General features: G+C 46.6%; 18 protein-coding genes. 5 read left to right on the top strand and 13 right to left on the bottom strand.

The window, feature by feature from the left end:
* The first annotated feature begins 174 nt into the window (after window positions 1–174).
* Both QUA36_RS20445 and glgA read left to right on the top strand, forming a co-directional pair.
* Complete coding sequence (locus QUA36_RS20445; RefSeq protein WP_333458896.1) at window positions 175–345, top strand: hypothetical protein; 171 nt, start codon at window positions 175–177, stop codon at window positions 343–345.
* A gap of 41 nt (window positions 346–386) precedes the next feature.
* Window positions 387–1,814 (top strand): glycogen synthase GlgA, encoded by a 1,428-nt coding sequence (gene glgA / locus QUA36_RS20440; protein WP_333458895.1) that lies wholly within the window; start codon window positions 387–389, stop codon window positions 1,812–1,814.
* 112 nt (window positions 1,815–1,926) lie between these two features.
* Here the strand turns inward: glgA and QUA36_RS20435 are convergent, their stop codons facing one another.
* From QUA36_RS20435 to QUA36_RS20425, 3 genes are all read right to left on the bottom strand, one after another.
* Window positions 1,927–2,355, bottom strand: a complete 429-nt coding sequence (locus tag QUA36_RS20435) for a DUF1824 family protein (protein WP_333458894.1) — start codon at window positions 2,353–2,355, stop codon at window positions 1,927–1,929.
* Between the two features lie 219 nt (window positions 2,356–2,574).
* Window positions 2,575–3,288, bottom strand: a complete 714-nt coding sequence (gene rnc, locus QUA36_RS20430) for a ribonuclease III (RefSeq protein ID WP_333458893.1) — start codon at window positions 3,286–3,288, stop codon at window positions 2,575–2,577.
* 358 nt (window positions 3,289–3,646) lie between these two features.
* A complete protein-coding gene (locus QUA36_RS20425; protein ID WP_333458892.1) occupies window positions 3,647–4,111 on the bottom strand; it encodes an NYN domain-containing protein in 465 nt (154 codons plus the stop codon).
* An 810-nt stretch (window positions 4,112–4,921) separates the two neighbouring features.
* Between QUA36_RS20425 and QUA36_RS20420 the strand changes: the two genes are divergently transcribed.
* Window positions 4,922–5,065 carry a chlorophyll a/b-binding protein gene (locus QUA36_RS20420; RefSeq protein ID WP_333127568.1) on the top strand — a complete coding sequence of 48 codons (144 nt, stop codon included), beginning with the start codon at window positions 4,922–4,924 and terminating at the stop codon, window positions 5,063–5,065.
* 195 nt (window positions 5,066–5,260) lie between these two features.
* Here the strand turns inward: QUA36_RS20420 and QUA36_RS20415 are convergent, their stop codons facing one another.
* The 7 genes from QUA36_RS20415 to QUA36_RS20385 form a co-directional block, all read right to left on the bottom strand.
* Window positions 5,261–5,473 (bottom strand): hypothetical protein, encoded by a 213-nt coding sequence (locus tag QUA36_RS20415; protein ID WP_333167614.1) that lies wholly within the window; start codon window positions 5,471–5,473, stop codon window positions 5,261–5,263.
* A 106-nt stretch (window positions 5,474–5,579) separates the two neighbouring features.
* Window positions 5,580–5,798: a hypothetical protein gene (locus QUA36_RS20410; protein ID WP_333139831.1), complete on the bottom strand. Its 219-nt coding sequence runs from the start codon at window positions 5,796–5,798 to the stop codon at window positions 5,580–5,582.
* A 462-nt stretch (window positions 5,799–6,260) separates the two neighbouring features.
* Window positions 6,261–6,653: a response regulator gene (locus QUA36_RS20405; protein ID WP_333167616.1), complete on the bottom strand. Its 393-nt coding sequence runs from the start codon at window positions 6,651–6,653 to the stop codon at window positions 6,261–6,263.
* A gap of 397 nt (window positions 6,654–7,050) precedes the next feature.
* A complete protein-coding gene (locus QUA36_RS20400; protein ID WP_333458891.1) occupies window positions 7,051–9,618 on the bottom strand; it encodes a PAS domain S-box protein in 2,568 nt (855 codons plus the stop codon).
* A gap of 357 nt (window positions 9,619–9,975) precedes the next feature.
* Window positions 9,976–12,222 (bottom strand): glycoside hydrolase, encoded by a 2,247-nt coding sequence (locus tag QUA36_RS20395; RefSeq protein WP_333458890.1) that lies wholly within the window; start codon window positions 12,220–12,222, stop codon window positions 9,976–9,978.
* Between the two features lie 206 nt (window positions 12,223–12,428).
* Window positions 12,429–12,665, bottom strand: coding sequence for a NifU family protein (locus tag QUA36_RS20390; protein ID WP_006632519.1), 237 nt, complete (start codon window positions 12,663–12,665; stop codon window positions 12,429–12,431).
* Between the two features lie 662 nt (window positions 12,666–13,327).
* Window positions 13,328–13,978 carry a DUF3386 domain-containing protein gene (locus QUA36_RS20385; RefSeq protein WP_333458889.1) on the bottom strand — a complete coding sequence of 217 codons (651 nt, stop codon included), beginning with the start codon at window positions 13,976–13,978 and terminating at the stop codon, window positions 13,328–13,330.
* A gap of 320 nt (window positions 13,979–14,298) precedes the next feature.
* Here QUA36_RS20385 and QUA36_RS20380 point away from each other — a divergent pair, with 320 nt between their 5' ends.
* Window positions 14,299–15,837 (top strand): PAS domain S-box protein, encoded by a 1,539-nt coding sequence (locus QUA36_RS20380; RefSeq protein ID WP_333452072.1) that lies wholly within the window; start codon window positions 14,299–14,301, stop codon window positions 15,835–15,837.
* 306 nt (window positions 15,838–16,143) lie between these two features.
* Here the strand turns inward: QUA36_RS20380 and QUA36_RS20375 are convergent, their stop codons facing one another.
* The 3 genes from QUA36_RS20375 to QUA36_RS20365 form a co-directional block, all read right to left on the bottom strand.
* The gene (locus QUA36_RS20375) at window positions 16,144–16,953 is read right to left on the bottom strand and encodes a GAF domain-containing protein (RefSeq protein ID WP_333458888.1); all 810 of its coding nucleotides are present in this window, start codon (window positions 16,951–16,953) and stop codon (window positions 16,144–16,146) included.
* Between the two features lie 798 nt (window positions 16,954–17,751).
* Window positions 17,752–19,650 carry an ATP-binding protein gene (locus tag QUA36_RS20370; RefSeq protein WP_333167630.1) on the bottom strand — a complete coding sequence of 633 codons (1,899 nt, stop codon included), beginning with the start codon at window positions 19,648–19,650 and terminating at the stop codon, window positions 17,752–17,754.
* A gap of 545 nt (window positions 19,651–20,195) precedes the next feature.
* Window positions 20,196–20,423: a hypothetical protein gene (locus QUA36_RS20365; protein WP_333458887.1), complete on the bottom strand. Its 228-nt coding sequence runs from the start codon at window positions 20,421–20,423 to the stop codon at window positions 20,196–20,198.
* A 328-nt stretch (window positions 20,424–20,751) separates the two neighbouring features.
* Between QUA36_RS20365 and lepA the strand changes: the two genes are divergently transcribed.
* On the top strand, window positions 20,752–22,566 hold the full coding sequence (gene lepA, locus QUA36_RS20360) for a translation elongation factor 4 (protein WP_333458886.1): 1,815 nt from the start codon (window positions 20,752–20,754) through the stop codon (window positions 22,564–22,566).
* Window positions 22,567–22,734: the final 168 nt, after the last annotated feature.

The following is a 22,734-nucleotide window of genomic DNA, read 5'->3' as shown; positions in this document are numbered from 1 at the left end:
ATTCGGGCGATCGCCCTTTTTCTCAGAGGGGATAAAAAAGGCGATCGCTATTTCCTTAATTACATTATTGATGGCTTTGCGTTCAGTTTTACTAATGCGTAAAAATTCTCACACTGTCTACCATTTTTGATGTTTACCGTCAATCAGAAAGTGACATATAAATTTGATTATATCGTGAAAATTGTCGCGGGAGGGGAGTCCGGGCGATCGCTATTTTTTTCACCGCACAGCGACGCGGAGGGAAAAATGGCGATCGCATTCTTGAGTAAACTGCGATCGCTACAGCAACTCAGATTTATACTTGTTTTTGGCAGGCGCGTTAATATTGTGCCACTCGCCATTTAAACTTAATCTAGACTAACAATCTCAAGGAACACAAAAAAATAATGCGTATTTTATTTGTATCCGCCGAAGCATCACCCCTCGCCAAAGTGGGCGGTATGGGCGATGTCGTCGGCGCTTTGCCGAAATTTCTGCGGCGCATGGGCCACGATGTCCGCATCTTCATGCCCTACTACGGTTTCATCCCCGACAAAATGGACGTTCCCAAAAAACCTGTTTGGGATGGGTCTGCCATGTTCCAAAGCTTCTCGGTTTTTGAAACTGTTTTGCCGGGAACCGATGTACCTTTATACTTATTACAACATCCATCTTTCTTGCCGCGCCGCGTTTACGGCGGTGTAGATGAAGATTGGAGGTTCACTTTCTTTGCCAATGCTGCGGCTGAATTTGCCTGGAATCATTGGAAGCCCCAAATTATCCACTGTCACGACTGGCATACGGGGATGATACCTGTTTGGATGAGCCAAGACCCCGATATCAGCACGGTTTTTACTATTCACAATTTAGCTTATCAAGGGCCGTGGCGCTGGCGTTTGGAACAGATGACTTGGTGTCCTTGGTATATGCAAGGTCACAATACAATGGCAGCCGCAGTACAGTTTGCCGATCGAGTAAATACAGTTTCACCGACTTACGCCGAGCAAATCAAAACCCCAGCTTATGGGGAAACTTTGGAAGGTTTGCTGTCTTACCTCGGCGGTAAAGTATCGGGCATTTTGAACGGAATTGATACAGAATCTTACAACCCAGCAACTGACAAGTACCTCCATCAACAATTTAGTGTTGATACTATTGAAAAGCGCCCCGCTAATAAAATTGCGCTGCAAGAAGAAGTCGGTTTGGAAGTAAATAAAAATGCCTTTTTGATCGGCATGGTGACAAGGCTGGTAGAACAAAAGGGATTGGATTTGATAATTCAAATGCTCGATCTGTTCATGGCCTATACGGACGCTCAATTTATTGTACTTGGAACGGGCGATCGCTACTACGAAACCCAACTCTGGCAAATGACAGCCCGCTATCCCGGTCGGATGTCCACCCAACTACTTTACAACGAGGCTCTCTCTCGGCGCGTTTACGCAGGCTGCGACAGCTTCCTAATGCCCAGCCGTTTCGAGCCCTGCGGCATTAGCCAAATGCTCGCCCTCCGCTACGGGTGCGTGCCAATGGTTCGTCGCACCGGCGGTTTAGTCGATACCGTTTCCCACAACAACCCGATCGACAATACCGGTACCGGTTACTGTTTCGATCGCTACGAACCCCTCGATTTGTTCACCTGCATGATCAGAACTTGGGAAGGTTTCCGCTACAAAGATAAGTGGAGAGAACTGCAACAGCGCGGCATGAGAGAAGATTTTAGCTGGGATATTTCTGCCCGGAAATACATCAACTTGTACAGCGATATTTTGGGACTGCCACCGGAAGAAACCACACCGGCACCAGAGGCAGAATTGATCGTTGGCAAGGGTTAATTGGTAATCGGTAAGTTGACAGTTGACAGTTGACAGTTGACTGTTGACTGTTGTTTTTTGTTAGTTTTTTGTTCCAATGCCCTATGCCCTATGCCCTATGCCCTATGCCCGATTAATCAACAAATAAATCGAGAGGTAAATGACCGTAAGTGCCACTAACTCCACCTTCTAAGGAAGATTGACACGATACCAAAACGCCCCGGTAAGTTCCGGGATAGCCATCAACATAATACGACCCCTTCAAAGTATTGAACTTAATATAAACCGAACCAGCAAAAGTCGAGACAGCATTGGGATCTAAAACAGCTTGATATCCCAAAGCTTTTAAATAAGCTTCTAAAGCTAAAAACCCCTCATCCGTCGAAGCAGCGCACACTCCCAACATTTGATAATCCGACAAACTTGCTACCAGCAAAATCGCTTGACGGAGTGCCTGTTTTTCCAGCGGCGATGCTACAGATTGCATATCCAGACAAGTGAAATCTTTGAGGATTTGCTGTGCTTCTTCAACAGTTAGGGTAGTCGGGTTTTGAGTAGACATGAATTGCTCTGATATTTCCCAAAATTACGATCGACACTCAGGTACTCGTCAACGAATTTCTGCCCTTGCAACCCTCGATCGACGGCGGTAACACTTACGCAAGTCTTGATTATAGCCCATTGTGTGCTCTGGCCATCAATTCGGGCGATCGTCTTCGAGGGCTTTGCCAACTGCCGTATCGCACAAAAAAGCTAGTAGTTTTTACCGATGTTTTCAAATTTAGATCAGTCCGCGTTTTTTCAGCTTTGCTAGCGCATCTTCAGCCGCATTTTTCTCAGCATCTTTTTTGCTTTTGCCTTTACCTTCTCCATAGAGTTTCTCTGCAACATAAACTTTAGCGAGAAATTCCGGCTTGTGAGGTGTGCCTCCTGCTTGGACTGTCACGTATTTAGGGGGAGTCGTGTCACCGTTGGCTTGTACCCATTCTTGAAAGCGATTTTTCGAGTCTACAGTCGATCGAGTTTCCACAACATTTTCGGGAACAGAATCAAACATTTGTTGCACAAAGTTGCGAACTTTGTCCATGTCTTGCGTGTCGAGATAGTAAGCGCCAATAAATGCTTCAAAAGTGCTGCTGAGCAAATTTGGATTAGTAATCCCACCTTCTCGATAAGCTCCTTTTCCGAGCCGCATTTTTAAGTCTAAACCTATTTCAGTAGCAAATCTGGCTAATTGTTTTTCATCTACTAATGCAGAACGTCGGCGAGTCAGTTGGTCTTCTCCCATTTCTGGATGACGCTGATAGAGATATTCGCCGCTGAGAAAAGTCAGCAAAGCATCGCCGAGAAATTCTAAGCGTTCGTTGTCTTCTTCGCTGAATGTGGGGTTTTCGTTGACGTAGGAACGGTGGGTTAGTGCTTGGCGCAGCAGTTTTTCATTGTTGAATTCTGGAAGGGTCATTTTGAGTTCTTGTGTTGGATTAGTTAATGGCATAGGAGTTTTGTAAGGGTTATTTTTTTTGGAGTTTGGTGTTATTATTTGGACAGGAAAGAGCCGCAGATAGCGGTTGCTTGGGAGAATCTAGTTTATCAAATAAACTGAATTTTTGCTATCTGCGGTGAGGTAAATTTTAACAGATATGTGGCGGTTCTACTATTAGCCCGTTAGTCCGTCAGTCCGCCAGGGGTTAAAACCCCTGGCTCATAGCTAAAGTCGTCTTAAGACGACTGAAGATTGTGTTTTTTAACTGTCAGTCAGTCGGTTTTAACCGACTTTAGCTATTAGACAGGGAATTCATTCCCTGGCGGACTGTGTTGCTTCAAGCAGATAATTTATCTGCTTCAATTGATAACTATTTTTGATTTTCACGTTGCGCTTTCAATCCTGCACACAAACTAGACAATTCGTCTACATCATGAAAGTTATCCTCACCAACCAGGTTAATCAGTTTTTTGCTTGCACTTTTGCGCCGTGCAAAAACGATGACTGTTATACGCAAAGCCTTCAAAAAGGTAATTAAACCTGCAAAGTCCCGATCTCCTAAAACTAGGATAATTAGGTCCGGAGAAGGCTTAATTGCAAATCGCTTACTACAGTCAAACACCAATTGTTTATCTAGACTGTTTTTGGCGGAATCGCAGACATCAACGCCAATACAACCAAGCTTTTCTAGCCGATTTTTGTCGTTAACTTGATTTTTGTCCTGCGAGTTATAGTAAATTTTAGGCGGTTCTAAACGTCCTTGTGATTTGGCAAAAGCCAGTAGGAATTCGGCTTGATCTTGGTTTAAGTAGACGTTCTGAGTATCCCAAGACATAGCAACTCGCTGAGACTGTCTTTTTTGTTTTCCTGTGGTTCGATGATTGTCCGCCATTGTATTATTTCCTAAAATTAGGTGGGCTGGACAGCCTCGACATATCGCGCATCTAGCATTAAGGGAGTTTTGTCTATGGGTTTGCTCAAAAATGAACATCTCCGCGCAAGACAATCTGTTACCACAAAACACTTTGATTTTGTAGGGATTTGATTAGCGTCTTAGCTACAGGGTTTACAGAACTGGAACGAGCTTAGTAGCAGCCCGTTGAAGGGAAATGGAACTCAATAATGTTTCGATTTTGTCAAGCTTGTCTCAAGTTGTTAAAACGACATTAGACTCACATTCCGCGCAGGGAAATGGAACTCAATAATATTTCGATTTTCTCAAACTTGTATCAACTTGTTAAAACGACATTAGACTCACATTCCGCTCAACGGGGTGCTAGAAACTTGCCCCAGTTTTATAAACCGTGTAGCTAAGACGACTCAATCAACATTCCTCAATTTTGAATGCGATATTTAGTTTTAGCTGTGCTTTTAGGCTAGCGTTCTCATTATTGGATGTCAAGTATTCACTCAAAAAAATTTTCTTACATCCTTAGACATCTCACCAAGGTTTTCGCCAACCTGACACCGATCGACCGTTCCCACATCAAAAACCTTCTTCCTCTCGCCCGCGAACCCCTCTCCCTGCGGGCCCATCCCGCTTATCTCCGGCATTTGAACAGTAAATGTAAAAATATGTTGCAAACTTTGTACTGCTGTGTTAAGTTTAATTACATAAGGTTGAAATTAAACGAGGTTTCTGGTCATGGAAAACAAAGACGCAAAAGTTGGCTTCACTGAGTTTGCTGAAACCTGGAACGGCCGTTTGGCAATGTTGGGCTTCGTTATCGGCCTAGCTACCGAATTCATCACCGGTCAAGGCATTCTCTCTCAAATCGGTTTGATGTAATCAGCTTAACTGCATACAATAGCTGAAATTCAGTCGGGCGATCGACCCCATCACAAGTGCAAAAGCCCCCCGCTAATAAGTCCCCTTCACTTCACACGGAAGGGGCTTTTGCATTTTTTATCAAAAAATCCAACAGATGCCACAAACAAAAATCTTTTCTGTCTCAATATTTATCGCGAGACTAACTCCAGCAAACTAAGCAATTTCTACAGAATCAAACATCCTCAATTTAGGAGTCAAAGCCGGATGTTTCACCAAACCGTCGCGTTTGTGATTCCGCACGGTGTTAAGTAAAATCATCTCCGACAGATCCGGCATTTCCTGCCAGCAGTGTGAGCAGAACCAATAAACGCGATTGTGGCGAGCGTGGCGGAGCAATTTAGAGGAGCAACAAGGGCAACTATTCATGATATTTTAAACCTTTTTTGAAGATATGAAGCGATAACCAAGTCATTACAGAGATTCACGAATGCCTGCACATCTCAATTCCAGGCACAAAAATAAAAAATCTCTTTCACTCACAGCTTTGAGCGTCTCGCAAGTAGCACTTTTGGATGCCCAACAGCAACACCACAATCAAAAGCTGAACGCTCCAAGGAGCCCAAGAAAAACCCCAAATAAAACAACCCAGCCCTGCCCAAGCCACAAGAACAAAAATATCTTGAGAGGTTTGCCAGTAAACCCAGACTGCTGCCAGAGAAACTATTAGTAGCAAAATGTAAGCTGAGGGCATAGTCGTCTTCTCCCAATGTGTCTGCCAACAGTCAGGAGCGATCCCTGACCATGTGCTTAAACTTAAAACTAAAACCTGAAGAACTTATGAAGATGAGTGAGTTGTTACAAAAAGTAAAATAATCCTGCCAGCTTATATTTTCCCGATAAATAAGTAGGAATACTGAGCTCATGGCTGAGTCCGAATTCGGTTAAATGAACGCACTACCAATAGGGATTTAGGCACCCCTAATTGGTATCAATTTCACCCCAAGCCGACAGGGTTGAAACTGATACCGGACTGAGGCTTTTAGTCTTAAGCTGACAGGACGAAAGGCACGGCGTCTAAGTCGCTACATATATCCTGTCCGATCCACCCGATTCGCTCGCTCGGCACCATACCAAAGAAACTAAGTTTTTTTACTTCTCTTTGCCTGCAAAACTACTGCTTGAAAAGCTGCACAATTCAATGCGGGCGATCGATCTATTCTTGCTCCCAGCCCAAAGCCTGAGCGACCTGAGCCGCCAAAAACATCGGTTCAAAAGGCTTAGCAATCACGCTCACCACCCCCAAATCCGCGAACATCCGCCTGTCCCCAGCCAGAGCCTTAGCTGTCAATAAAATTACCGGAATGTGCTGCGTAGCCTTATTAGCTTGTAACTGTTGAAAAGTAGTAGGCCCGTCTTGGTCGGGCATCATCACGTCCAATAGAATCGCATCAGGCTGTTCGGCAAGAGCCTTAGCAACACCCTCGCGACCCGAACTCGCGGTCAGGACTTCCCAGCCCCCCACCATCTCAAGACTGACTTGAGCCACTTCCCGAATATCTTCCGCATCGTCAATAACCAAGATGCGCTTGGCAGTCAAAATTAACATCTTTTTAGCAATGAGAACTGATCACAGATTAGAAGCGAAATGCGAATATTTTATAAAGCAAATTATGTTACCCGATCGGACTTTACAGTAAATTTTCAAAACTGTATAGCAGATGTTGAAGGCCCTTCGGCTGCCGGAGGCTTCGTGAGCGGGTAAAAATAAGGAAAAAAGAAGACCTCCGTTGCAATCGACCGCCTGGGTTTCAACAATTAAGAATATCCTAACCGTCTGGCCGGGTTGCTGTAAAATATCCCACCCAAAAAAAGCCGCTTTTCGACCTCAAATTGTGCTTTTTGCCCGCAGTTCCCAAACTGCAGAAAAGGCTGAGATTGTTTGTCGATTACTCGATCGAACAATCTGCACAAAATCAGTAACGTTGGGTACACCTGGGTAGAAATTAACTTTCAGTTGCAAACCCCTCCCTGAGAAGTGGCAGACTTAAGAAAAAAGTGCTGCCCTCCCCCAAAACGCTCTCCACCCACATCCGCCCCCCGTGCTGCTGCACGATACTGCGACAAATAGCCAGCCCCAAACCAGTACCTCCCTTCTGGCGAGAATCAGAAGCATCAACTTGTTGAAAGCGTTCAAAGACCATCTCCAGTTTGTCTGGCGGAATACCCCGCCCTTGGTCTTTCACAGCAATCACGATGTACCACGAGCTCGGAACTGGCAAATGCGGAGGCGTGGCGGCAGGCTCAGGAGACAACAAAGACGGAGACGAAACCGACTTGTGCGCTGCTTTTTCTGCCAAATCCGGATTGTGGGTCAACTCCGCGCTCAGCCAAACTGTAGCGCCGGAGGGAGAAAATTTTATTGCATTACTGAGCAAATTTGTCAAGGCTTGAATTAGTTGATCGCGAACAGCTTGCAATTGCGCCCCCACAGGCTTCACCGACAGAGTAACTCCCGCCTGCTGAGCCATTCCCTGCATCTCGTCAGCCGCCTGCAACATCAGCTCAGCCACATTGCAAGTTTGTTTGATCGCAGTGCTGTAACTCGACTCCATCCGCTCTAAATCTAGGATGTCGTTGACCAAGCGCACCAAACGGTCAGTGTTACTGACAGCAATCTCCAGCATCCGCTTAGCTTTCTGGGGGTAAGCGTCAAGCAGGCCGCTGTTGAGGAGGCCGAGGGCGCCGTGAATCGAGGTCATGGGCGTCCGCAGTTCGTGGCTGACAACAGAGATGAATTCATCTTTCATGCGCTCGACGGCAAGCCGCTCCGTGATATCCTTAAAAGTCACCACAGCTCCAATAATTTCGCCTCCTTCTCGCATCGGAGCGACAACGTACTCAACCGGAAAACTGCTGCCGTCTCGCCGCCAAAAAATCTCATCGGTGACGCGCCGCGCCTCTCCGTCTTCCAAGGTGGCTAAAATTTGAGAATTTACCCTCGACGGCAGCCGTTTGCCCGCCTGCGGTGCGGCGCAGTGTGGGACAAGTTCAGATCCTGAATTGATGTCTGTTGCTGGTGACAGTTGCTCGATCGCCCTTGAGCATTCTTCCTGTGCACGGTGTAAGCTTTCATAGAGTGCTCGATCGATCAATTGCTTCGATTCGCACCCAGCCATTCTCACCGCCGCAGGATTGACAAAAGTTATTTTTCCCTCTTTGTTCAACCCGCAAATTCCTTCTCCTGCGGAGAACAAAATCATTTCTGTTTGGTGGCGGAGTTGTTCAAAGGCTTTTTCGACTCGCTTGCTGTCGCTGATGTCGCGAGAGATTGTCGAAACGCCCGTTACCGCTCCAGTCGCGTCTTTAATCGGAGAAATCGTCAGGGAGACATCTATCTGTTGACCGTCTTTCCGCAAGTGTACGGTTTCGTAATGGTCGATGCTGGCTCCTGCCCTAATATTTTCCAATATTTGAGGCATTTCCTTGGGACGTTCGGGTATGGCTAAAATCTCGATCGACTGCCCCTTGATTTCTGCGGCACAGTAGCCGTAAATTTTCTCAGCTCCTGCATTCCAGCTCTGAATTGTCCCAGCAAGGGTTTTGCCGACTATACCGTCGTCGGAAGACTCGACAATCGACGCCAAGCGCACGAGTTCGTCTCTAGTTTGCTTGTGTTCGGTAATGTCGCGACCCAAAATCACTATACTTTTGCGTCTGCCGTCGGGGTGAAATACCGGTACTTTAATCACGTCGTAGATTTTCACAGTACCGTTTGAGCGGAGAATTACTTCTTCTCCCCTAGAAAGCTCACCTTTTTCCCACGCTTCTTGATCGCTCACCTCGCACGCCTGTAGCGCCTCGCGGTAAAAACTGCTGAGTTCTCCTAGCTGAAAATCTTTAAGGCCGTGGTAGTCTATTTTTTCTAGCTCGAACACTTCCAATATCGCTTGATTTGCCTCCTGCCACCTGCCCTCGCCATCTTTGAAGCAGACAATATCTGGCATGGCATTCATCAGCAAGTCGAGATAGGAGTTTTCTCGTCGTGCAGCTTCTACCTGGGCCCGCTTGGCGATTTCCCGTTGCAGGTTTTCGTTTGCCGTTTGCAGCGAGTCCTTTAACAAACTTTCTGTAAAAGTCTGTTCTTTAATTACTTCCTGAAGTCTGTGGATTTCTAGCGACTGCCACCTGCGGGCCAACAAATTTTCTACCCGCAAATGCAGTTGGGCGGCATTGAGGGGAGTTGCTATCAAATCGTCTATTCTGCCTTCGAGTTGTTTTGCCTGCTGCGAAAATGGCTGCTCAAAAAGAGCAGGCGTTTGGGATTTACTAACAAGCAAGAACGGTAAAAAGATCGGCTCGGCGGCAGTTTTTAATGATTCTACCAGCGGCCCGATGCGATCGAAATTTGCCTCGTCGAGAATGCACAAGTCAAAAGCGATTTGGGGAAAGGGAAATTCGGAGTTGGGATCTAAAGCGTGATCGAGTACGATCACCTCATGCTCGGTGTTGAGGTGGGCGATCGGCAAATTAAGTTGTTGGTGGCGATCGACCAAGAGTAAAATGCGGCTCATTAGTTTGTTGATTTCCCCATGACTAATGATATGATGTCTGGTAACTTAACCATTATTATATGTTTGGTAGTCAGGACTTAAGTCCTCTTTTAGAGGAGAAATTAAGACCTCACTACAAAGAAATTTTATAGCCTTAGCTCTGCCGGACGCGATCGAAATTATCAAGGCATTAAGTAGCCAGAGTTGAAGTTCCAATTTAATATAATTTGATAATTATTTAATTGTTTGTTGGTTCAAAATATGACTAATGACTAATTCAGGGGGCGGGTTTATATTTATTTGGGTTGTCAGTTCTATGAAAGCTGGTGCTACCCGCCCCTACAGCATAATGACTAATGACTGATCACTAATGACTTTTTACGGCATTCCGATCGGAATCAAAGCATCTTCCGGCATACAGCTAGAGTAACGACTCCCATCCGATAAAACCGCAATCAGCCTCACCTGCCAGTCGGGCATAATCTGCAAATCCGCCCAGGGCACTGCTACTTCCAAACATTTATCCACTCCCACTTGAGCGCGGCTAATGCGGGGCTGCCACTGATCGCCCTCTTCTGCTTCCTGAAACCAAATCGATTTGGTCAGCAAATTAATCTCTAACTGATGGTGATATCGATAGTTTAGCGGTGCTTCGTCAGGCAAACCCGACAGCGGAATCACACTGTTGTGCATCGTGCGATCGGGATAAAACCAGAACAAATTTAACTGCTGCGGGCAATCAATTCCGGGCCGCACCCCTACCTTGAAGTCGGCGCGAATGTAAAAATTCAAGTGGTCAACCCCGTACCAAAGCCGCTGAATTGCCGAACTCCGGTGCATCGTACCTCTTGCTCCCCCAACTTCAATCCGACCGGCTTTGTCCCAATCCTGTTCGTTGCCGATACCGTCAATCACCGGGTGAATAAAGCTCAGCGGCAGGTGGTCGCCTTGAGCCTCGTGCACCTCTACTTGCCGTCGCACTTCCGGGGGTACGGGCTCGCCGAGAGCTTCGTAAATTCCCGCTACGTGTTCCCGAAATAGCTGGTCGAACATGGCATCTTGGTTCGACGTGTGACCCTCGCCAAACCACCAGAACCAATCGGAACCTTCGGCCGCATAAAGCGCTTCCCAAGCTTCTGGGTTGCTTTCTTCTGTGGCCTCTGGATGGTTTGCCAGCATTTGTCTCGCGGGCCCTAATATGTCCCAAGCGCGATTTTTCGCGGGGTCGCCGATCCAAGTTGTGAGGGAACCGTCCACCCAGGAACCGGTGTGCAGTTGGGCTGCGGGAATTGTTTCGGTTGCTGGGAATTGGTCGAGAAATTCCGAGACTGTGACTAATTTGATATCTGGATTGTCGCTGAGAGTTTGATAGAGGGATTCTAAGAACGGTTTGCCGTCTTGGGGATAGAATTCCCAGCAATTTTCGCCGTCTAGGGCGATCGTCACTAACCAGGGATTTTCTAAAGCTGTTTGACCGTCGGACTGTCGGTGTTTGAGAGTTCTGCCGATCGCTTCTAAGTGTCCCACTAAATCTGATGCTGCTTTTTCCGGTTCCATCGAACCGTAGGTAAACCCTATCAAGTCAGACAATCTGTGGTCTCTAAATACTATAGCTAAATCGCCGTCAGGAGTTTCTAAACGGTAAGGGCGATATAAGAATTCTGGTTCGTAGACATTCCCCGTCGCGTCGCGGTTGAAAAAGTGTTTAATTGTCCACCCCAATACTGCTTCGTCCGAGACTATCCATTTAAAGCCTTGTTTAGCAATATAGGGCAAAATTTCCGGGCTGACTGCTTGTTCCGACGGCCACAAACCGCGCGGTTGGCAATCAAACCGATCTTGATACATTTCCCAGGATTTTCTCAGGTGTCGGGGAATATCTTCTTCCCACTGAAACCTATGTTGTGGCAGCGTCATGTTTGGAATAGCTATGCGGCCGCCATTAGTGTCGGCAAGCAGCGGTAAAATCGGGTGCGTGTAGGGGGTTGTGGAGACTTCCAACTGTCCCTCAGCTTGCATTTTACGGTGCTGGGGAATGATGCGAGCGAGGATTTCTTTTTGTTTTGAGTAGATGTTTTTTCTGTCTACCAAACTAAAATTTTGTCCTTGTTTCAGCCACCCTGCAATCTCCGGGTCGTCCCAAAACAGCGGGTCAATCCAAGCTAAATTGTGCCAGGCCAGCAAGTCGCTAAAATCCTGCACTTTCCAGTTTTCCAAACACCACTGAATGCCTTTTTCCTGCCGCTGAGTGTAGAGTTGAGCGTAGCGAGGGTGTGGCTGAATCAGGGTGTGATAATTGGCGTCAAAGAAGTGTTCTAAAATGAACTCTTGTTCTTCGCTATTTAAAGTTTCTGCTGGCTTTAATGTCACCGCCAAGTAAGGGTCTAATGCTCTGTCTGCGATGCAGTCTTCTATCTGCAAAATCAAGGAGGGAACCAAGTTTACGGTTTGATGAAGCTTGGGATATTTTGCCAGCATTAGCACTAAATCCAAGTAGTCTTTGACTCCGTGCAAACGCACCCAAGGCAGTCGGTACTGGGCTGTTCCTGCGCTAGCTGATACTCTGGATTTGTAGAGCGGTTGGTGTTGGTGCCAAATGAAGGCTACATAAAGGGGATGAGACATTGAATTTAGTAATTGGTAATTGAATTTGGTAATTGGTAATTGGTAATTGGTAATTAAATTTGGTAATTGGTAATTGGCAATTAAATTTGGTAATTGGTAACAGTCAACAGTCAACAGGTAATTGGTAACAGTCAACAGTCAACAATCAACCGTCAACTGCCAACTGCCAACCGTCAACTGCCAACTGCCAATTGCCAACTGACTAATTACATTACCTGTTCGACTTCGGCAATTTCTGGGATAGCCTCGCGCAGGCGACGTTCAATGCCCATTCTCAAAGTCATTGTGGAACTTGGGCAAGAGCCACAAGCTCCTTGCAGTCTCAGGTGTACCACTGGGCCGTCAATTTCTACGAGTTCGACGTTGCCACCGTCGGATATCAGGTAGGGACGCATTTCATCGAGAACTGTTTCGACGTTATCTCTGGTTAGTGCTAGTGTCATATTTCGCCTCTGTGATGATTTCTTGCAGTTGATGAAAGTTCGATTTGACTCAAGGAAAGCATTCTCAACCCGCGCGGGATTTAAGAAACCGGGCTTGTTGAAAAAAAACTTGCGTACTCAAATGAGCTGGCTGCAGCAAACCCGGTTTCTGTCACCGAAAAACGAGCGAGAAGCCCCTGACTTTAGGCATGGGGAGGACAGCGGCAGCGACGACCGTCGCATTAAAATCCCCTTTCGGGGTTGGAGAGGTATGGTTGCCTCTCCAGTGAGGTATGGTTGCCTCAAACTCCCTTGCGGGGTAATGTTAGCTTCGCCAATGTTTTAAGAGCTTGTTAGGCTAGCAGCACGTCCTTAACCCTTCTACAGATGTTTAACCACTAGCGACAGAGCCGAAAACTAGCTTCGCATTCTCCGGTGTCGTGACTCAAAAAACGTAGTCAGTAAAGACTTAGGCTGGTAAGGTAAGCTCTCGATTCAATCCCGCTCAAAGAGCCGGACAGTCTTAAAAGCCTCCGCCTTTAGGCGTGGGGTTCCTTACGCTGATGCTCGATCCCAATTCGCTCTCTCGTTCGATCGTAGCGTTACTTGCCGCCAAATCAAGTTGATTCTGATACGTTAACCAAAAAAACCCTTTTATTTAAGAAATTGGGTTTTCGATCGCACTACACTACTGCTGGTTCTAGCAGTTTGACGTTGGAGTAGTTGAACTCGGTTGTTGTCAGTTGACCTTTTTCTTTGGCTCGAACTACTTGCTTGGTCATGACATAATAGTCGCCTATCTTCTCAAAGGTATCTTCAAATTCGAGTTCTCTGATGATTTCGTCGGTTTGGGGGTTGCGGAAAACGGCATCGTAGTGGCTCGCCAAAGAACCTTCGGGTGTCTCTAAGCTTTTGTGCGTGTCAATTACGAAAGCCATGCGACCCATCACCCGGCTGACTTGACAAATTGAGAGACCTCGGATTTTATAATTCGATCCCATTGAGTCGCCTTGCACCAAGATGTCCACAGCGTCGGTGCTGTCTTTCTCGCCCAGGGTGAAGCTATTTTTGCCGTGAGATTTTTCAAATGTCGAGCGTTTGCGGTGGGTAACAATGTCCCGCATTTGGGTGTAAACGCTTTGCTGCACTTCCTCATCTTCAATGCCGCTGACTTCCACGCTCATGTCGGGTTTGATCCAAACATGACCCGTATATACTTCGTCGCCCTGTTTGAGTTCAATATCGGCACTGTAACCGGGAAAATTGGCATCCCAGGTATAGCGGTGTTCGTAAGCAGCGCGAAACAAATCGCGAGCGTTGGCTTGCTCTGTCATAAATCCCTCTTTCTCTTGACACCCATCTAGTTTAGCTTAACCGCGAGAAGCCCCACATTCACTGGATAGGGGAGTTACCCGCACTCCTGGCGAGCACTTCTTGGGGGGGGTGCTGGGCTGGCAATTAGGGCGCAACAAGAATTTACTTTCTCTATCGGTTGCTATGATTTGAAGATAAAGTCCCAAAATGCCTGGTTATTGAGAGCGCGATGGGTCGCAAGCCAGACACCAGTCTTAGTTATGGGTTACGTTGAAAAAACTTGTGTCCGCTTTTTAGGGGTTGCACCCGCAGGCAACTATTAGATTCCCCCCTTAATAAAATGCTAGAAACTGTCTACAAACACTTAGAAACATTGCAGGAACAAGCTAGGGAATTGCCACACCCGCAACAGGCAATTTTCACAAAAGTTTTGGAAGATTTATCAAATTCTCTACAGGAAATGGCAGGCAGCCGCTTGTTTGAAAGCGCCACAAATAACGCCGCAAAGCTCGTTGAAATTGAAAAAAATAATCGCCTTTTGGAACGCACTGTAGCCCAGCAAGTAGGGCAAATCAGACAGCTACGGGAGCAGTTGGAAAAACAAATCAGCCAGCATCGCAGGGACACTCAAGCATTAACTAAAAGTGAAGCCAAACTGCAAGCTATGCTGCGTAATTCTCCCGATCTAATTACCATTGTCGGCTCCGACGGGCGAGTTCGATACCACAGCGGAGCCCTACAGCGGCTTTTGGGTTACAACCCAGAAGAAAGAATTGGCAAATTTCACGGTGAGTTAATCCATCCAGACGATTTGCTGGCTTGGCAGACGTATTTTGGTAAGTTGTTAGAATCTCCAGGAATTGGGGGGACAATCGAATATCGGAAACGCCACGCTGACGGTTCTTGGATCTACATGGAGTCGATAGGCAACAGTTTGCTTTACGATTCTAGTGTACAGGGAATTATAATTAATTCGCGAGAAATAGGGGAACGAAAGCAAGCCGAAATCGCAGTCCGAGAGTCGGAACTCCACTACAGAGTTATGTCGCAAATCACTTCGGATTTTGCCTATTCTTTTAAGGGACTGCCCGACGGCAAGTTCGCCTGCGAGTGGGTGACAGAAGCTTTTGAGCGCTGCACTGGGATCGTTCCTGAAGAATTAGAATCGTTTGGTTGGTGGAACTCAGAACTCGTTCATCCCGACGACAGGGAAATGTTAATTAAACAATTAGAAGGCTGTACTTTCAGCCGCACTGGAGCTAATGAGTATCGCATTATTAATCAAAAAGGCGAGGTGCGCTGGGTGCAGGACTACTGGCAAGTGGTGTGGGACAAAACTGCTGAACGGGTTGTCCGTTTGTGGGGCGCTTGTCAGGAAATTACCGATCGCAAGCAAGTAGAATTGAAACTGCAACTCGTTAACCAAGTTTTACAAGCCCAGATAGCATCGGCGCCGCTGGCGATTAACTGTACCAGCAATGACGGCAATACCGTTGTTTGGAACCGCGCCGCCGAACAACTTTTTGGCTGGACTGCGGCTGAGGTTTTAGGGAAACCTTTACCGAATATTCCTGAAGGCCAAAAGCAAGATTTTTACGCGCTGCTAAAGTCTGCGTCTAATGGCAAACCGCAAAACGGTTTGGAAATATCTTTGTTGAAAAAAGACGGTAGTTCGATCGATGTTTGGCTTTGGGCCGCACGGGTGCGAGATGCGGGCGGCCAGACTGTCGGTAGTATCAACATATTTTCTAATCTTTCAGAACGCAAGCGCATAGAGGAAGAGCGCCAAAAACTAGCAGCGATGAAAGATATGGAGGAACCTTTTTGGGCGCGCTATGTCAGCCCTCCAAAAACTCCGAAAAAAAAGGGCGACGGGTAATTCTACCAATCACAATTTAAAAGCATTAAAAGTGCGAAAGTGCAATCTTATGCTTGCAATATCCTTCCTAGTTAAATAACCTATTTCATGGGAGTCGTTTGATCGGACATAATATGATAAATACACCGGACTACTACGTGTAGTAGTTGCTATGCTGTACCGTATAAAACTATAATTCCCTAAAAATAATTGATGAACCAGCTACCGAATTTATTGAGGGAATCTATCGATAAAGTGTCAGATTTTTCAGGGTAAAACTTGTTGGCACGGTAAATATTAGACTTGTTGAATAAGCCACTCGAATCTTTACTGATGCCCCGATTTTTCCTGACTCCTGAAAGTGGCTAACTCTGCGTGAGTTTGGCAAGCTTCACTTAACTCAATGTAATCTAAGATATTGGAAATTACCTGAGAAAGGTGGATAGCCGAACGGTGAGCTTCTTCGATAAAATCTCTCTCCTCTATGGGATCGTCAGCTTGGTCATCTATGGTTAGTTGTAGATAGCCGATGATGTGATTTAGGGGAGTGCGGAGCTCGTGGGAGGCCTTCAACAAAAATTGCTTTTTGAGCTGGGATAGTCCTTGTACTCGCTTGCTGCGCTCTTGGTACAAGGTGGCGAGGGCGATCGCACTTCCTACTTGCTCGGCAAGTTCTTGTGCAAATTCGATCTGCGATTGAGTCCAAGGTCGATCGGTCTTACCCTTCCCCGACGATCGACCCTTGCACTGATGCAAGCTAATTATGCCGTTAGGTTGCTCTTGGTAAGCGGTAGCCACCACTAGCAGCGACTGCGCCCCAAAAGGGTCATTGGCTGCAAAGGAGTCTACTACCACCGGTTCGAGGGTAGCTAGAGCTTGAAGAAAATGAGGTGCTGCTGTGAGCGAGATGTCCATTCCCAGCATGGGTAAAAATGGTTCTTGGCAGTATTCAGCAGCTACTTTGACTTGCAGGCTAGAACTTTCATAGGGACAAATGATGCAGCGGCTGACGCCTAGTGTTTCTCCCAGACTGTTAACTGTTTGCTGCCAGATGGTATTGAGATCCAAGGTGCGACGAATATTTCTGCCAATTTGGAGTAAAAGCTTTTGCGATTGAGCTGATATTTGCTGATTCATAGCAACCCTTTTTCTACTAGACTGGCAAAAGTTTACCACTCCGGCAACAGAGCAGGGAGTTACTTAATTTGCCAGCCTGCCGCTGCCCGACTTATGGATTACGTAATTCTACTTAAATATTGCCACAGGTCGTCAAACATTACTAAGTAGTTGCGGTGTCTTTACAATATCTTTATGATTTTCACAAAGAAGGGAGAGCGTCCTGTTTTATTAAAAATCCTTTACAGTAGGGGATTGGAAAGCTGAATCAGTCCTAAAAATAGGCATTAAGTTTTTGTAAAGTTGGCGGTTTGTGGGGGTTTACTCGGAGGTGTGAGCTGCCAGCCGACAGATTAAAGATTTGCTGTTATCCGTATCCCCCGGATTTGATTTATGCCAATTCTGGGCTGGGATCGGAAGTGGCGGGGGTGATGGATATGAGTCCAAAACTCCCAAGGAGGGATCTCGGCGACGGATAAAAGTCAAAATTGATACGCTGGTGGGCGATCGAACTGTGTTTGTAGGATAATTACCAATTATCGATGACTTTTATTCACGCAACGGAACTTACGAATACAGGAATATAGCCTTTTTAAGTGAGTAAGGTACACATTGGTAATTGGTAATTGGTAATTGGTAATATCAATTCCGGCTGCGCCGGAATGATATCAAATCCGTCCTTCATCGTCGGGCATAAAGTCTAATCAAGATGCCCACAAATAATTCGCGCAATTTTCATTTTTTTGACCCCTCCTTCAACAGTCAACAGTCAACAGTCAACAGTCAACAATGATGCCGGTTGCACCGGAATCGATATGATTAATTTTTAAATAGTGGTTCTTGATAAAGCGGCACAGTAAAAGTAACCGTCGAGCCGAGTCCTTCCCCCATACTGTAAAAATTTACTGTACCCCCCATTGCTTCTACCAGTTTTTGAGAAATAGCCAATCCCAAACCGGTGCCGCCGTATTGTCTGGTACGATCGCCATCCACCTGAAAAAACGACTCAAATAATTTATCTTGCTTGTCGAGAGAAACCCCAATGCCAGTATCAGCGACTCGGATTTTCACCATTCCGGGGAACTGCTGGTTGTGAACAGTCACCTTTTTCTTAATAACCTCGGCACTGATGCGAATTCCCCCTTCCCCGGTAAATTTAATCGCATTGCCCGTGAGGTTCAAGATTACCTGAAGCAGGCGTTGGTAGTTGCCGTACACAATAATCTCGTCCTCCACAGGGGGTTTTTGGATTTGAAATTGCAATCGCTTTTGCTCGACTTGAACCCGTGTAAAATTCTCAACTTGTTGCAACAGTTCACCGAGTTTGACGGGAGCGAGATCTAACTCCATTTTGCCAGCTTCGATTTTAGCGACATCCAAAATATCGTTAATCACATTGAACAAATGTACTGCTGATCGGTAAGCTTCTTCGATAAATTGGTGCGCTTCTTCCGGGTCATCTGCCATGCCGTCCATAAGCAGTTTTAGGAAGCCGAGGATGCCGTTGAGGGGGGTGCGGAGTTCGTGAGAAGTATTAGCAAGAAATTGACTTTTAAGTTGGGAAAGAGCCACGGCTTCGGCGCGCGCCTGTTCTAATTCTTGGTAAAGTGTAGCGTGGGCGATCGCACTGCCGACTTGAGCCACTAACTCACGGGCGAATTCGAGTTCGACTGGACTCCATTTCGGGGAACTGCCGCAGCGGTGCAAACATATCAGTGCATTGGGTTGGTCTTCATAGGAGGTAGCTGCTACGAGCACGGAATGGCGGTGGAAGGGATCGGCGGCAGGGGAGGCGTAATCGACTGCTACTGGTTTTAAGGTGGCTAAAGTTTGAATCCACCCTGGTTGTTCGGCTGCGCGCAGTTCTAATCCCAGCATAGAAGAGTAAGCTTCTTGGCGGTATTCAGCTACTACTTTAAAAGTTTTCGATTGGAGATTTTCGATTTGTGCTGGAGAAAGCGAGGACGAGGAATCGCTAGCTATTGACTGTTGTAATTCGGCTGCTGCGGCGGTAGATTTTTGCTGATTTTCTGAGGCAAGGAAGGGGGAGGTTTCGAGATTTTCGCTGTCTTTTTTGTAGGAACAGATGATGCAGCGACTCGCGTTTAAAACTTGACCCAAGCTGTTAACAGTTTGCTGCCAAATGGTGGCTAAATCGAGGGTTTTGTGCAGGTTTTGAGCGATTTGGGAGATGACTTTACGATCGATTTCGGAGTAGGGAGGGAGCGATCGACCGGGGATACGGCTCGCTGGAAGCGACATTTGTTGGCGGGCGTCCAAGGGAGATGGCAAAGCTCGATAGAGCATGAATTCTGGGGAGTCGGGCCGTCTGTCTGTGGGTTTGTCAGACAGCAGCCTTCCCATAACTAAGACTTTTGTAGCTTTGCCGTTTGAGTCGATCGCTGGAGTGAGTGTCAAATCGAAGAGAAAATATTGTCCGGCGTGGCAAAATGGATAGCTGAACCGTTGCGGTACGAGGGTTTCGAGTACCCGCCGCAGGATATCGAGATAAGGCGCAGGGGGGAGGGGTTGCAGGGTTTCGCTGAGCGGGCGATCGACAATTTGTTCTGCTGTAAGGTTGTACTGCTCAGCTTTTTGCCAGTAAAAAGATAGATATCGACCAGAGGCGTCTTGGGTAAATACTAATTCTGCCCCTAACTCTTGAAAAAAACCTGTAGAGGCGAGGCTCGATCGCCGAAAATCTGTGTTAGAGTCCATCAGAGTAGGGGATGAAAGTAGTTCGGATTTTGGAGTCTTGAGTTTTTAATAAATATCTCAAGACTCCCCATTGTTTGGGGCTTCTACTGTTAATTTGTGAGTTAGTAATCAATTAAAAAGTTGTTGTCTTTTTAATTCAAACATTAATTCTTCAAAACTCACAATTTGCAAGAATTTTAGGCTTTTATTATTGAGTTTTGAGTGATTAATGAACTCATAAAATATTAATGATTTAATTCTGAACTCAACTCAAAACTCAAAATTATTCGTTCTCAGCCGTTTTGGGTAATTTAAAGATAAAAATTAAGATTGAGAAATTAGGAATCTGCACTGATTAACTATCAAGTGTGAAAATTACGCCAAAATATGAGGCTGCGAACCACCACCTGGAAGAGTTCCGAGGTTGTGAGTTAGCCTAGTTCGCTCGCCCACAACTTGTAGCTTTCGCCACGAAATCTGCAGGATATCGCCCGCGCGATCGAAATTTCATAGCCAGAAACTTTACAGCCAGCAGATTTGTGCGCGCCGTCTCGTACCGGGAAACCTCAGTCGTTCCATTCACCGCGTGGCGGGACTGGGGGGTTGCGGCGTAAACTCAGAGCCAGCTCGTCTTCGCGGCGCTCGCCTCTGAGCCACTGCTTGATTGCTGTTTCAATGACTTTGCTGGGGTCATTCGTCAAGTGCTTAATTTGGTCTAGCAGTTCAGGATCTATATGGATAGATAGTTCCACTTTTTCTGACGAACTGTGGGGGGGTATACTTGACTGGCTCATAGTTAAAAAATCCTAGTTTTAATTCTTAAGTTTCAATTCTTTTGATGACAACCGACTGGACTAGATATTTGCAGTCCCTGATTTGCACCCAACCTTTCCTCAACCGCTTAACCGCTTTCTGTACAATGAGACAGAGAAAAGTTTTTTCCTTTTGGGTGTCCGGGCTCGGTCGGACACTTGAAAGGCTAATAACTGATACTCTTGAGGTTTGCCTCAGTTGTGGTTTCATCTCAATGCCCAGTAAGAGGTTGAAGTAAGCACTCGACTCTTGCTTGTGTAATCATACAACAAAAAGTATCCTTTGCCGATTAGCTCTTAGATAAAAAACATGACTAACGTTCCTGTATCTCGCATTCGTAATTTTTCGATTATTGCTCACATCGACCACGGAAAATCAACCTTGGCCGATCGCCTGTTGCAGGCGACTGGGACTGTGCAGGCACGGGAGATGAAGGAGCAGTTTTTAGACAATATGGAGCTCGAACGCGAACGCGGCATTACGATCAAGCTGCAAGCGGCTCGGATGAACTATACTGCCAAGGACGGTCAGGAGTACGTTCTCAACCTGATCGACACTCCCGGACACGTGGACTTTTCTTACGAGGTGTCGCGATCGCTCGCTGCTTGCGAAGGGGCGCTGCTGGTGGTAGACGCATCTCAGGGCGTAGAAGCACAAACCCTGGCAAATGTCTACCTTGCCTTGGGAAACAATCTGGAAATTATTCCAGTTTTAAATAAAATTGACCTGCCGGGGGCAGAACCGGAACGGGTAAAAGGGGAAATTGAAGAAATTATCGGTCTCGACTGTAGCGGGGCGATTGAGGCTTCGGCTAAGGAAGGAATTGGTATAGATGAGATTTTGGAGTCGATCGTCGAATTGGTGCCGCCGCCGCAGGATACTGTTGACAAACCGCTGCGGGCGCTAATTTTTGACAGTTATTACGACCCTTATCGCGGGGTAATTGTGTATTTCCGAGTGATGGACGGAAGTGTCAAAAAGGGCGATCGAGTTTTGTTGATGGTTTCGGGTAAGGAATATGTCATCGATGAATTGGGCATCCTTTCACCGACTCAAGTTCAAGTAGACGAACTGCACGCGGGGGAAGTGGGTTATCTGGGCGCGGCAATTAAAGCCGTAGCTGATGCTCGCGTCGGCGATACGATTACTTTGGTCAAAAAGCCGGCACCGGAGCCTTGGCCGGGTTATACAGAGGCAAAGCCGATGGTTTTTTGCGGCTTGTTCCCGATCGATGCTGACCAATTTCCCGATTTGCGGGAAGCTTTAGAAAAACTCGAACTCAACGATGCGGCGCTTTCTTACGAACCGGAAACTTCGAGTGCGATGGGATTTGGTTTCCGCTGCGGTTTCTTGGGTTTGCTGCACATGGAAATTGTACAAGAAAGACTGGAGAGAGAATACAATTTGGATTTGATTGTAACGGCTCCTTCTGTGGTTTATCAAATCACAACAATTAAAGGGGAAGTGTTAACAATTGACAATCCCAGCCACTTGCCAGATCCTCAGTATCGCGAGAAAATTGAGGAACCTTATGTGCGGGTAGAAATGCTGTCGCCGGAAACTTATGTGGGCGCGCTGATGGAACTGTCTCAAAGTCGGCGGGGCATTTTTATGGATATGAAGTATCTGAGTCAAGGCCGAACTACGCTGGTTTACGAGTTGCCTTTGGCGGAGGTGGTGACTGACTTTTTCGATCAGATGAAATCGCGATCGCGCGGTTATGCCAGCATGGAGTATCACATAATTGGTTATCGCGAAAATCCGTTAGTGAAAATGGACATTTTAATTAATGGCGATCCGGTTGACGCTTTGGCGATGATCGTACACCGGGATAAGGCTTACAATGTGGGCCGCGGGTTGACTGAAAAACTCAAGGAGTTGATTCCCCGCCACCAGTTTAAGGTGCCGATTCAAGCGACAATTGGCGCGAAGGTGATTGCTTCGGAGCACATTCCGGCTTTGCGGAAGGATGTGTTGGCGAAGTGTTACGGCGGTGATATTTCGCGGAAGAAGAAGTTGCTGCAAAAGCAGGCGAAGGGTAAGAAGCGGATGAAGTCTGTGGGTACTGTTGATGTGCCGCAGGAGGCTTTTATGGCTGTGCTGAAGCTCGATCGAGATTCGTAATCTGTGTGGCATTTTGTTAGGAACAGGCAAGATGCCTGTTCCACAAAGAGTCTGTTTTTTTGTAGTTGTTGGCAGTCATCTAGAACAGGCAAGATGCCTGTTCCACAAAGAGTCTATTTGATCGTGGGATGGGCATCTTGCCCGTCCCTGAAAAGCCAATTGAAAATG

The sequence above is a fragment of the Microcoleus sp. Pol10D4 genome, assembly GCF_036701555.1.
Lineage (GTDB): Bacteria > Cyanobacteriota > Cyanobacteriia > Cyanobacteriales > Microcoleaceae > Microcoleus.
This window is presented reverse-complemented; position numbering and strand designations above follow the sequence as displayed.